This is a genomic window from Methyloglobulus sp. (assembly GCF_046714055.1).
Lineage (GTDB): Bacteria > Pseudomonadota > Gammaproteobacteria > Methylococcales > Methylomonadaceae > Methyloglobulus.
The window spans coordinates 1-12,925 of record NZ_JBKKBJ010000017.1 but is presented as its reverse complement, the minus strand read 5'-3'; the positions used below and the strand labels follow the sequence as shown (position 1 = coordinate 12,925).

The window sequence follows — 12,925 nt, the reverse complement described above, 5'->3', positions numbered from 1 at the left end:
TGTCCGCCACTTGGGGCACTCCTTCGGTGGCATCCGCCATTGGCAACCACTGTTGAGGGCCTACAGTGGCCCACAGACACTTCATAAAGATCGACTTCCCTCGGCTTGGTTTTCTTCCGTGCCGACTATACCTCCCTGGCCTGCCCAAACTGTTCCCGGCTTATGTCGCTTGGATAGCCCATTCTACGTACCTATCAAAAACTTATAGGATACTCTTGATATTAAATCTTGAACAGGTTCTAAGATGTAAGAAATCTAAGAGTTTATTAACGAGGGCTGCATTTAAGTAAAAACGCATATCTGATTTAAAACCTGAATTAAAGAGCTTGATAAGCAACTGAAGAAAAAAAGTGCGTCATACCCGCCGGGAAGCGAGTATCCAGTGCCATGGGGCAAGCCCCGAGCCATCCATGAAGCTTGGATTCCGGCAATCACTGCCGGAATGACGGCTTTTAAAAACAGTTGCACGTACTTACTTAAATGGAAAATTCACTATTTGGAAGTGGAAAAGTTAACAGCTTAATACTACACAATTGGTATAGTGTAGATGAGGCATTAAGGGAGTTATGGCAAACCATTGAATTACAGTTAGGTTAACGGATAGCGCACAGAGCTATCGAGACGTTAACTCAAATTGTCTGAAATTGCGTGATTTTTGTCATTGCATTTGAATAATTTGATGCCCAGTATTGATGGATGAATTACGTTAGCGCATCATTTTGGCTCAAGCATGAATGTAATGGATCTTTGCACTCCTGGACATCGGCGTATTCTTACATTAAGCCCTTATACAGATTGATAAGACGGTGAGTGATGAATAATGACAATAAAAAATCAGCAAGGCCCTGGGCACACCGGTTGTTCAAAAAAGCCGGCGCATCGCTAACAGCACCTCAAAGTAAAACCTATTTTGCCCATCGCTATCATGCAGTATCGGAGCGTAGCCCATTCGGCGCTTTATTTTCCGATTTAAGCAAAAAACAGACAAACCGGGAACCTGATACAGCCAGTTTCCAACGGTTTTTCGAAAATGAATTAGCCATAGCGAAAGGCTATCCTGTCAATGTTGACTCTGCTCAAACTTGTGGTTCAAATATTTTGCCAATACCAGGGGGCAGGTTCGACCTTGCCAGCGGTACGGCGTTAAGCACTCAATTCACCGTCCTGAATTACTATGAAGAAACGCCCGATACCAAAACGTTTCGACTTGGCACAGCCAATGGGCAGGTTTTTGATTATCTGCCCGGACAATATATTACGCTTTCAATCGTTCTCTCAGGGCAGACGTACAAACGCTCGTATAGCCTGGCATCAAGTCCTGCACGTTCCAAAATTCTGGAAATCGCTGTAAAAAGAGATCCGAACGGCGGGATAGTTTCCAACTGGCTCAACGATCATCTGAAGATCGGCGATACCCTCAATTTAAAGGGGCCGTTCGGAAAATTCAGTTGTGTAAACCATGCCCCCAAAAAAATTCTGTTTTTAGCGGCCGGCAGCGGCATAGTCCCGATCATGTCGATGTTGCGCTGGCTTGCCGATACCGAGGCGCATGTTGATGTCATGTTATTGCTGTCGTTTCAAACCCTCTACGATATTATTTATAGTGATGAGCTTAATCTGATCGCCGCACATCATAAAAACATCAAATTATTTATTACCCTGACAAAAGAGCCGCTTGCGCTCAATCAGTGGACTGGTTTAACCGGGCGCGTTAACGAACAAATGATAGCTGGACAGGTGCCGGATTTGCCGGATCGGACGGTTTACTTATGCGGGCCCGATGCTTTCATGACGGAGTGTAAAAAAAACCTGCTGAAGCTGACAATGCCGGCCGGAAAATTATTTTGTGAAAGTTTTACCGTCAATAGTCCGGTCGCAAAACCCGATGATTCAGGCCTTGCCAGGCCATCGAGAAGCAAAACCGGGAACTATGAGGTCAGCTTTGCCAAATCAGCCAAAACGATTGCTGCCGATGGAGGGATGACGTTACTGGAACTTGCGGAAAAGTCCAGCATCATCATAGGTCATGAATGCCGTAGCGGCCAGTGCGGAGAATGCATGGTTAAGTGCCTAAAAGGCAAGGTTGAAATGACGGATCAGGCGGAAATCGATGATCTAGATAAAAAAAAGGGCTGGGTTTATACCTGTTGCGCCTATCCGGCTTCGAATGTCGTGCTGGATATTTAACCGGATAGGCAATGCCATTAAGTTAAAGAGAACTGTCCCTTCTCCCATCGCACCCAAAGGGCATAAAGGAGAAGGTTAGGATGAGGGGATCAAATAAGCATTTTTCCCTGTGCTTATTCTCCTCACCCCGACCCTCTCGGCAACTGCTCCTGCGTTGCCAAACTACAGGGATGTAGTGAATGTGGAAAATGCAGGAGCATTTTTCCACCTACTACCTACATCCATGTAGGCATCCAGCAGGAGAGGTAGATTTTTCCTTAACCTAACGGCATTAACCAGATAGACCATGGAATCAATCAAAAAAACAAAAGGAGAGACACTATGTTCCAATTATTTAAGGCCAAACCAAAAAATCCGCCTTCCGCGGCTCCGGTTACCTTGTTGCCGGGTTCGGAAGGCGAGCATTATTTACAACAAAAATACGGCACCACGCAGCGTGCCTTGCGCTTTTATGACAAGCAGGTGCTGAATTATCTGTCGCCGGTCATGAAAGAATTTATCGCGAGGCAAGAGGTATTGTTCATTGCAACGTCCGATAAACACGGTGACTGTGATTGCTCTTTTCGTTTCGGCAGGCCGGGTTTCGTCAGGGTGCTGAACGATAACTATCTGGTGTATCCCGAATATCGCGGCAACGGCGTGATGGCCAGCCAGGGCAATATCACCGAAAATCCGCATATCGGCATGATTTTCGTCGATTTTTTTGACAGCACCGTCGGCCTGCATGTGAACGGCAAAGCCAAACTGGTCGAACATGAAGACCTGCTGAAATTCCGCAAAGATCTACCGCAGGATGTCATAGCCGAGATAAACGCCGAAGGCGGCCATCGTCCTGAGCGCTGGGTTATGGTTGAAATTGAGGAAGCCTATATTCACTGTTCCAAACATATCCCCTTGCTTAAAAAAGCGGAAAAGGACATTACCTGGGGTACGGACGATGACGGGCTAAAACGAAGTGATTTTTTTGCCCTGCATGATATTCCTCTTTACCAAAGAATCGGTGGCGAACCTGCAATTCAGGCTATTACAGAAGCCGTTACCCGAAAGTTATTGCTGGACGATAACCCCAGCCTTTTCCTGAATGAAATCAATCTCCAGACACTATTGGACAAACAAAGGCATTTTCTAAAAACTGTATTTGGCGCTTATGGGCCGGAACAGGGCTTGCCGGAAAATCTGCGCGAGTTTTACAGGCAACAGACCAATGCTAGCATGAATGATGTAATCATGGATGTGGTGCTTGGACACCTTAAGAAAGCCCTGGTCGAGCTGAACGTGCCTGAACATGAAATTACTAAACTAATGACGAACTTGGAGAAAAAGTAAAGCTTAACAAAAGCAATATATTCCCTACAAATACTGGGTTCCTGACTCAGTGGCTTCTTATCTTCATCGGATAATACAGTGCTTTTCCGTCTGCCTTCTGTCTACAACCTTTACATTTTCCTAAACTAAAACTCCTCTGTTTGACCAGGTATTTCTAACAAAATAAGTGCAAAATAAGGCCCGCTTTGCACTACCTTGAAGCACGAACGTTACTTTAGGCTCAAATTTTTTTACCAAATCAACACCATAGATCGTGTTTTCCCCAACCTTAATAAACGCCAGCCACCTTGCCAATCAAGCATTATCAGCGCTTTTCCTATCCTCCCAGCATAGCTTAGCAGTCATTGGCATGTTATATGCTTAAACTTTATTAAGGATGTCGGGGATTAATGACTGAATTGGTAACATCGCCGTCACTATTCCGTCATTAACCTTGAGTTAGCTTATGCTTTGTCAGTTTGTCGAACCTGGAGAACCACGGTCCCAAGATAAACCGCCCAGCAAAACAAACGTGCCAATCTTACCGTTCCAAATATAAGCCTGTTTGTTTTAGATAGCCTCTTGATGTCGGTCTGTTATGAATATATCCAATCAAAATTAGCCATTGACCAATAGAACCTGACCAATTGATACACTTGGACAAGCTAAAAAACGACGCTAGAATCCGTGTTGGGGACGGTGCATAACGAATTTTAGAGACCAGCACACTTCAGCTGGACTCGACGCTGCCGAAGACAAGGCTCAATTTGATGACTCAACACGTAGACTCGGAGAAACAATCTCATGCCAAATAATTTCATCAATATTCCCGACTGGTTTTCCTGGGAGAACCAGGGTGCGGGCATTGCAGTTGCCGACCTGAATGGCAACGGACAGCAAGACCTGATTGTGCTGATGGTGGATGCTCCGCCAGGCCAGAACGAGGCGAATTACCGAATCGGCCAAAATCTGGATGACGACGGCGCTATCAGTAGCGGCTGGAGCGAGTGGAAGCCCGTACCTGATTGGTTCTCCTTTGAAAACCAGGGAGCCAGTGTTGCTGTGGCGGATCTCGACGCGAATGGCCAGGCGGAGTTGATCGTGTTCATGATCGATAGCGCGGATGGAAAAAACCAGGGCTTCTACCGCGTTGGCAAGCAACTCGATGCCACCGGTAACATCAACGGCGGTTGGGGGCCTTGGATTCCCGTACCTGACTGGTTTTCCTTCGAAAATCAACATGGCGCCATTGCGGTGGCGGATCTGGATCAGGACGGACGCCCGGAATTGATTGTTTTCATGATCGACAACCCCGGCGGACAGAATCAGGGACTCTACTGCATCGGCAAAAAACTGGACGTCGACGGCAACGTGACCGGCGGCTGGAGCCCTTGGATGCCGGTGCCAGACTGGTTCTCTTGGGAAAACCAGGGGGCCGGAGTCGCTGTTGCGGATATGGGGGGCGATATTCAGGATCTGATCATATTCCAGATCGATAACGCCATAGGACAGAACCAGGCGTTCTACAAAATCGCCAAGCAGATTGACGCGAACGGTAATCCTGCCGGCGGTTGGGGTGCCTGGATGGGTGCGCCCGGCTGGTTTTCCTGGGAAAACCAGGGCGGCGGAATCGCCGTCGCTCCGCTAGGCGGCCAGCCGAAACTACTGGTCTTCATGGTCGACAATCCGCCCGACCAGAACGCCGGATTTTACGAGGTGGTCGATCTGGTCGAAGAGCCTGCAATCCATGGACAGTGGGAAATGCTGCCTTTCCACTCAGGCGTCCTGGCAGTCCATGCGGCCTTGCTGCATACAGGAAAGGTGCTTTTCTTTGCCGGATCGGGCAGCAGCGGTGTACGTTTCAGAAGCCCAGATTTCGGCGACGTGAATAAGGGTGTGTCCATCAGTGTCGTCTGGGATCCGGAGGTCGCTCCGGGTTCCGGCAATCCTAATTTTTTCCACCCAGCCACCCTTGACGTCGCCGACGGCAAGCCATTCGACCTGTTCTGCTGTGGGCATACGTTCCTGCCGGACGGGCGCCTGCTTGCGGCGGGGGGGACGCTGGACTACGGGCCACCTCCGCTACTGTTTCGGGGCAGCGCCGAGGCCGCCGTCTTCGACCCCGTCGGTCAAGACTGGTCTTTCGTCACGCACATGGCGCACGGCCGCTGGTATCCGACACTGGTCACTCTCGCTGACGGTCGCGTTCTGGCGACCACCGGACTGGACGAGGGTTTCGCCAACAACCATAACCAGGCGGTGGAAATCTATTCCACGGTGACGGACACCTGGGAGGTTCGGCATTTTACGGCAGGGTTCCCAGGTTTGCCGCTATATGCTCATCTGTTCCTTATGCGGGACGGAAGAATTTTCTTCTCCGGCGGACGCATGGACGACGACTTGGGCGTTCAACCCTGCATTTTCGATATTACCCAAAACCCAGTTCCCACTCAGCCAGTGAACGATCTGCTCGATCCGGTACTCCGTAACCAATCGGCCAGCGTGATCTTGCCTCCGGCCCAGGATCAGAAAATCATGATCATGGGTGGTGGGCCGACTGGTAAACAAAACCAGACAGATGCCACTGGCATGGTGAGCATCGTCGATTTGACAACAGAGACACCTGAGTATGTGGCCGCCGCCCCGATGCTGCTGCCACGTATCCATTTGAATGCGATTCTGTTGCCGGATCATACGGTCTTCGTCAGCGGCGGTTCGCTCAAGCAGGAGAACGCCCCATTGGCGCGCTTGCAGGCGGAACTCTACGACCCTACCACCGATACCTGGCGATTATTGGCGACAGCGACAGTACCAAGACTCTACCACTCCGTAGCCCTGCTGCTACCGGACGGCCGAGTAGTGGCAGCAGGCAGCAACCCAAATGGGGGCCAATCGGTGGCTTGGGAGCCAGCAGACCCAGAGGAAGAGCTGCGGTTGGAGGTGTTCAGCCCACCGTATCTGTTTAAGGGCCAGCGGCCTTCCATCGGCGCTGTTACGACGGAATGGGGCTATGGGCAAACCATCACCATCAGTTCGCCGCAAACAGGAGCGATCCGTTGGGTTAGCCTGATCCGGAACGGCATTACCACCCACTCCTTCGACTGCGGCCAGCGCTTGGTGGATCTCGACATAGTGTCCCAGACCAGTGGCAAAATCAAAGTCCAGGTGACCAACGAACCCGGTATCGCCCCGCCGGGTTGGTATATGTTGTTCCTGACAGATACGAACGGAATTCCGTCCGTGGCAAAATGGATTCACTTGGTATGACTGGGGCTTCGCAGCAAGCTCTTCCTCTCTGCAAATGCCGAGCTGTGGCAGTTCGAGTCCATAACACTATTGATACGGCCTAATTATGTTTGAAACCTTTCGGGCTGAGCCTGTCGAAGCCCATTGGCCTTTCGACACAGGCTCAAGGCGAACGGGAGGTAATACTTCACAAGGCCGAATCAATAAGTTACGGCTTGCCCCGTGACCTTGTATGAATGAACGGGATAGCAATTAAAGTAAGCCCGAATATTAATGGTGGAAATTTACGATTTGCTCATCAACCCAATCCTTTTGGGCTACCCACTAACAAAATAAGTGCAGAATTAAGTCCAGTTTTGCACTACCTTAAAGCACAAATGTTGTTTTAAGCGAACATTTTTTACCAAATCAACAACACAAATCGTGTTCCCACAACCTTTTAAATGCCATAACCCCTTGCTAATCAAGCCTTATCAGGGCTTTTCCTATACTTCCTACATAGTTTGTAAATTATTGGCATGTTATATGCTTAATCTTTATGTAAGGATGCCGGGGTTTAATGGCACACGCTTAACTGAAAACCTGTGGAGAAAAACTGATTGGCGCTAAACCAATCGAGGGCTTTTCAAAACGGTATTTTTAAAGGTTAATGGCTGAGATTTGGAGACATCGCTGTCATCATTACGTCATTAACCTTAGGTAAGCTAACTTCGTAATGTTCGACATCTTTGTCGGATTTGGAGGATAAGCACATGTTAACTGAATTAATAGCAAAATCTACTTTGACTTTATCGAGCGCGTCCTGGTCTGCCTCATGGCCTGTTGAACTGACGGGCGAGCTGGTGGCCTTCACCTTGATGATATGCTTTGTCGGTTTGTCGAACCTGGAGAACCGCTTTCCAAAGATAACGCTTCCAGCAGGGCAAACGCGCCAATCTTACCGTACCAATATAAGCCTGTTTGTTTTTAACAGTATCTTGATGTCGGTGTGTTCGGTTTCAACCCTGTTCATGCTCGCCGAGCGCTATTCAAGCTACGGGCTGTTGAGCTCTGTTTCAAGTCCCTCGCTAAAAGCTATTTTGGCTTTTTTGGCGATCGACCTGTTGCTGTATGTTTGGCACCAAGCCTGTCACCGCGTGGATGCTTTATGGATGTTCCACCGTGTGCACCATAACGATCCCTATTTGAATGTATCGACAGCATTCCGGCTACATTTTGTGGAGATACTTATTACTAATAGCCTGAAAGCGCTGTTGATTGTTATTCTGGGCATCGACAAGATGCTGGTATTGGCGATTGAAACCCTTGTCACTTTGTGCATCATGTTTCACCACACCAACATTAGCTCTAAATACGAGCGGATTCTGGGACGTTTCATGATTGTTCCCTTTCTGCACAGGGTTCATCATTCAACTGAGCGTAGCGAGCATGACCGTAACTATGGCGCAGTGCTTTCGATCTGGGACAGGCTGTTTGGAACGCTGTCGGAACTTGAACCTAAAGCGATAGGCATCAAGGGCGGCTCGCCGCAGGATGTGCTCAACTTGGTAAAATTTGGCTTAGGCGTGGAAACTCCAGTCCGCGTCCGGCCAGCTAACCTGGATGTGATGATTGCCGAGGCCGCTTATTACAAAGCCGAAAAACGCAATTTTTGTTCTGGTAACGAGCTTCGGGATTGGCTGGATGCAAAAGTGGATGTCCTAAATCAGGCGTATGGGAATGATCGTCACCGGAACCATTCCGCCTGGCAAGGTGTGGCTGATTATTTTAAATTTATGTTATCCAGTCTCAACCAGACATTGAGACAGCAATCCCTGAAAGATTTTATGCAAATCAGATCTCAGTGGCGATAAAGGATAGTGAGAAGGGGTTTTTACCCCCCGTCCCGTACTTTGGACGCACCGTTATTGTTGGACTATACGGAAAAAACCCTATGGACGGGGCAACATGCCCAATGCCATTAATTTAAGAAAAATCTCCCTCTCCTGCTGGAGAGGGTTGGGGTGAGGAGACACAACACAGGGAAAAGGCTTTTTGTCCCCCTCATCCTAACCTTCTCCCTCAAGGGAGAAGGGACTAGATCTCTTAACATAATGGCATTGGGCAACATGCCCCGTCCGGCTTTGTGGGGAGAATGGATTTTTAAAACGTACTGTTAGTTTTTTGTCGGGTAAATCGACAGTAATGTAATAAGATAGGCTTAGTTTTTATTTTAGGTGAGCCTGCCATGCGCCGTTTTTTATTGCTAATTCTTTTTGCTTTTCCTGCTTTTGCTGTAGATGAACAGCCGCCCTCGATTGATCCTGTTCCTGAAGTGCCAGAACCGCCCTTGCCGGTTGAGAGTGGTGAAAATATGGAACCGGACATTACCATTATCCGCAAAGGAAAAAAAACTATCCAAGAATATCGCAGGGGCGGTAAGTTGTATATGGTAAAAATTATCCCTGACATCGGCCCGCCTTATTACTTTATCGACTCCGATGGTGACGGCAAAATGGATGTGCGTGGCAATGACCTGGACAAAGGCAGCCGGGTCAATATGTGGAAAATACTGGAGTGGGACTGAATTTATCCCCTATTCGCCCATCTTCGTTCTCCTGCAATTTTTGCTTCTGGTTATCTTAAGTTTAGGGGACTAACGCCGTAGTTTGACCCTAAAAGCTGGAAGCAGTATGATTCGCCATGAAGTAGGCAAAACAACAATTCACCGCATCTATCAATTACATAACAACAGGAAAACAACATGGGTATTTTAGACGCAATCTTAGGGGTTATAAAAAGCCGGGCCACCAATAATGCCGCACCAGGAGCAGCCGGAGGTGTCGATAACAACCTGCTGGAATCTGTCATCGGCATGATTAGCGATCCACAATCGGGCGGCTTGTCGGGTTTGATAGAAAAATTTTCAGCGGGCGGCCTGGGCGAGCAAGTCGTTTCCTGGGTCAACACCGGAGAAAACCAAACTATTTCCGCCGAACAAATTCAGGCTGTCCTGGGTTCTTCCTTTGTACAAGGTCTTGCCGAAAAAGTGGGCATCAATATGGCTGATGTAGCCGGAAGTTTGTCCAGTTTGCTCCCCCAAGTTATTGATAAACTGACACCTGATGGCGAAGTTCCGGGCGACAACAAATTGCTGGATCTGGGTTTGGCTGGACTTACCAGCCTGCTTGGCAATAAATCGGCTTAAGGAAACCCTGAAGTTGATTCCCGTTCATGGTTCGGCCATTTGACAGGCTCATGTCATGGCTTACCACGAACGGAATCAAGCAGTTATCGCCAGCCGAAGGATCTACCCAAGCATATAGTAAGCCATTATAGAGAGGATAAGCCCAACATTGCCGCTAACCATCCCAATGTTTGCGAACTGGAAGCTGGCACTTACTACTGGTGCGTTTGCGGACACAGCCAGAACGGCAGTTTTTGCGACGGCTCACATAAAACCACACCCTTTACACCGCAAAAATTTGAAATCAGCGAGACACAGAAAGTCGCCATTTGCCAATGCAAACAAACCAAAAATCCGCCTTATTGCGATGGTAGCCATAAAGTGCTTTAGTGCTGGGCTTCTTGATTATCGACCTTGCTACCATAGGCCCAGGTCGCTTCCTTCAATAAGACAATATCGTCCTGAATCGCCTGGAATAGCCATAGCGCTAAAATAAAGCCAGCAACGCCGACAAACCCAAAAATGCCCAAAAGCATTGAAGCCCAACGTGATCCGATTGAAGGCCCCAGAACGATCCCCAGCGCTAACAGAAGCATCGGCAAGGCTCCGGCCATAGCCAAATAGCGCCACCTCCAGGAGTCTACACGGGTTAGCGTTGCCATATCGTCGGCGGCAACTGAACCGGGGGTGATGAATGCCAAGTAGTACACGCGCGTGCATAACCACGTCACGACCAAGAAGGGGTAAGTCGCGACAAACACACCGCATACAGTTATTGAAGCGATGAAGTAAACATAGTCTCGAAATTCCAATGCACCAATCATCAATGGGTAGACCGGCCCCGCCACGATCCATAAGCAAGCACTGATAAGTGCGGTATATTGCCCCAGCACCAAGCAGCGTCGCCGTAAAAATATCAAGGATTCGTGCGCTATAACCCTGCCTCTGATGATGTCTGCGAGTCCGCGGCTCACGGGTCTGGCGAAAAAGATGAATAGCGCTAAGCCCGCCAAGAACCCGATGCCATTCACAAGCACTGCACAAACCTGAAAGTAGTGTTCCGCATGCTCGACCCCGCGTCTGGCCATAGGATGCACGATAACCTCCCAATTGAACAGATAGTTAAACACTGCCGCCAATGCGTTTGGAAGCAGGCAAACAATCGCCATAAGCGCTAAGGGATACTTGCTTGCTAAATCTTGCCATCTGCTCGCCTTAGGCCCGAGCCGGGACAGCTTCTTGTCCAGCGCGCGCAGCGGTTCGATTCTCTCTGGAACATCCAGGTAGCGCGATTGAATCGAAGTGATGGCCTCGAAATCGGTTAACGCCTCTTTCCAATGTCCCTGATCCAGCTTGGCCAACGCAGCGGAATACTGGTGTGCGACTCGTGGTTCCACCGTGACATTTTCTATGGCGTCGAATAACCGGGCTATGTCGTCGTCCCAACGATCATGTGTAAGGGTAACCCCTTGCAGTGTCGCGAACAGTTTAAGCTCGTCGGGAAGTTCGTCCGCCTTCGGGATCTTGGCATTTTCCACCAGCACCGGAATTATCGGAATCTTGCGCCCAAGGGCGGCACCAATTTCGAGACGCACGAAGTCGGAAATATCTTCTATTCGACGCCGACCAAACTCATCGCGTACCTCGGCCCAACTTGGGCCAATAACCGCAAGCAACAGCTCACAATTGCTGACCGCCTCTTCGATGATACGTGGGAAATCGCTCCCGGCCGCAATGTCTTCCATGTCCAGGAAGACTTGCTTACTTCCAAAGGTATTACGCAGGTCGCTCATAAGCCCCCTGACGTAACCAGGTGAATCCGCACGTCGGTAACTTATGAAAACGGAACCCCTGAAACTTGGGTTAATCAACATATCATCACCAGGAATGTCAGTGGATAAAGAGGTAACATTATAAGGGAAAAGTACGTAGTATCGTAGCCCGTATGGGGTACGACGAAATAAGGGAAATAAGCGCCACGAAATCCCTACACGCTGGGTTTTAAGCTATTATGACACAGTCATATTTATGTAAGGCTTGAATGTTCCTTGGATATTAAACGACGTATCAAATTCGGCTTCCCAGCGTTTTGCGATATCAAGTTCGGCTTCCCGTTCTGCATCATCCAGCAGGATGACGCAACCCGACTTTAATCTTTCCCTCAAGACTGGGATCAGCCCATACCTTCCTCCCTTAGTTCTACTAGGCGGCCCATCACACACGACCAGGAAAAAACTGTCTGGCATCCTATCCAGCGGAACCTCGTACCAACAAAAATCACCATAGTTCTTGAGGGGCTTTGCGTATATGATGGAATCTAGCTTGTATTCACTTAAATATCTTTGCGCTTTATTAGCCCACGCAGGTTTGTGTTCAAGAACCCAATGGCCCTGGCCTTGCCTTTTGGCTACAGCACCAAGCAGGATGGTAGACAAACCAGAGCCACATTCCAATATCGGCCCGCGTGATGTCAGCGCATGATCTATGCAACCCGCAAGGAATTCATCCATAGCGCTCCATGCTTCGTTTCCCCAACCATAAATCAAGTCAATGAGTACCGGATTTCCAGGGTATGCACAAGCACCTGGATCTTTCAGGAACTGCTTCATGGCTCGCTGGAAAACGTCATCACGACTCACTCCCCGAAGAAAGCTACGGATTTGGGGCGGCACTGATTTATAATAAGCGCCTCGAAGGAAACTAAGTGCTTTGGGGGATACGACTGATTTCAAGGTATTTTGCAGCCCATTCATTGTGATTCTCTTATGAAGCCAAGCTTTAAAGAAACACACAAACATCTGGCTAGCCAAGCGGGTACGCTGTGCGTACCATTAAACATCGTAAGGTACGCACATAGCGTACCTACTTGGGCGGGACGGGGCAACATGCCTGTTTCTTGATCACAACTCAGCGAGTCCCGACTTGCTGAGTTGGTAGCCCTGAAGCCGTTCTTGTAATCGGAACCAACCCTGCCAAATCGTGTCCCAACCGACACGCCCAGTGCGTTTGGTGTCGGTAAAC

Annotated in this window: 9 protein-coding genes and 1 pseudogene; 7 read left to right on the top strand and 3 right to left on the bottom strand. The window is 48.9% G+C overall.

Annotated elements, in window-relative coordinates; all coding sequences use genetic code 11:
• Window positions 1-182 (bottom strand): annotated as a pseudogene (locus ACLQ6D_RS01045) (IS5/IS1182 family transposase); the annotation flags it as partial.
• A 631-nt stretch (window positions 183-813) separates the two neighbouring features.
• On the opposite strand from ACLQ6D_RS01045, the gene ACLQ6D_RS01040 reads away from it, so the two are divergent.
• The 7 genes from ACLQ6D_RS01040 to ACLQ6D_RS01010 all read left to right on the top strand — a co-directional run bounded on the left by ACLQ6D_RS01040 (window position 814) and on the right by ACLQ6D_RS01010 (window position 10,294).
• Window positions 814-2,187, top strand: a complete 1,374-nt coding sequence (locus tag ACLQ6D_RS01040; protein ID WP_411725391.1) for an FAD-binding oxidoreductase — start codon at window positions 814-816, stop codon at window positions 2,185-2,187.
• 321 nt (window positions 2,188-2,508) lie between these two features.
• Window positions 2,509-3,513: a pyridoxamine 5'-phosphate oxidase family protein gene (locus ACLQ6D_RS01035; protein WP_411725390.1), complete on the top strand. Its 1,005-nt coding sequence runs from the start codon at window positions 2,509-2,511 to the stop codon at window positions 3,511-3,513.
• Between the two features lie 783 nt (window positions 3,514-4,296).
• Window positions 4,297-6,759 carry a galactose oxidase-like domain-containing protein gene (locus ACLQ6D_RS01030; RefSeq protein WP_411725389.1) on the top strand — a complete coding sequence of 821 codons (2,463 nt, stop codon included), beginning with the start codon at window positions 4,297-4,299 and terminating at the stop codon, window positions 6,757-6,759.
• 731 nt (window positions 6,760-7,490) lie between these two features.
• Window positions 7,491-8,591, top strand: a complete 1,101-nt coding sequence (locus tag ACLQ6D_RS01025) for a sterol desaturase family protein (RefSeq protein WP_411725388.1) — start codon at window positions 7,491-7,493, stop codon at window positions 8,589-8,591.
• 374 nt (window positions 8,592-8,965) lie between these two features.
• A complete protein-coding gene (locus tag ACLQ6D_RS01020) occupies window positions 8,966-9,304 on the top strand; it encodes a DUF2782 domain-containing protein (RefSeq protein ID WP_411725387.1) in 339 nt (112 codons plus the stop codon).
• A gap of 177 nt (window positions 9,305-9,481) precedes the next feature.
• Complete coding sequence (locus ACLQ6D_RS01015; protein WP_411725386.1) at window positions 9,482-9,925, top strand: YidB family protein; 444 nt, start codon at window positions 9,482-9,484, stop codon at window positions 9,923-9,925.
• Window positions 9,926-9,964: 39 nt separating this feature from the next.
• On the top strand, window positions 9,965-10,294 hold the full coding sequence (locus ACLQ6D_RS01010) for a CDGSH iron-sulfur domain-containing protein (protein WP_411725385.1): 330 nt from the start codon (window positions 9,965-9,967) through the stop codon (window positions 10,292-10,294).
• Here ACLQ6D_RS01010 and ACLQ6D_RS01005 read toward each other — a convergent pair.
• Both ACLQ6D_RS01005 and ACLQ6D_RS01000 read right to left on the bottom strand, forming a co-directional pair.
• On the bottom strand, window positions 10,291-11,778 hold the full coding sequence (locus tag ACLQ6D_RS01005; protein ID WP_411725384.1) for a toll/interleukin-1 receptor domain-containing protein: 1,488 nt from the start codon (window positions 11,776-11,778) through the stop codon (window positions 10,291-10,293). The genes ACLQ6D_RS01010 and ACLQ6D_RS01005 overlap by 4 nt on opposite strands.
• A 135-nt stretch (window positions 11,779-11,913) precedes the next feature.
• Window positions 11,914-12,657 carry a hypothetical protein gene (locus ACLQ6D_RS01000; RefSeq protein ID WP_411725383.1) on the bottom strand — a complete coding sequence of 248 codons (744 nt, stop codon included), beginning with the start codon at window positions 12,655-12,657 and terminating at the stop codon, window positions 11,914-11,916.
• Between the last annotated feature and the right edge of the window lie 268 nt (window positions 12,658-12,925).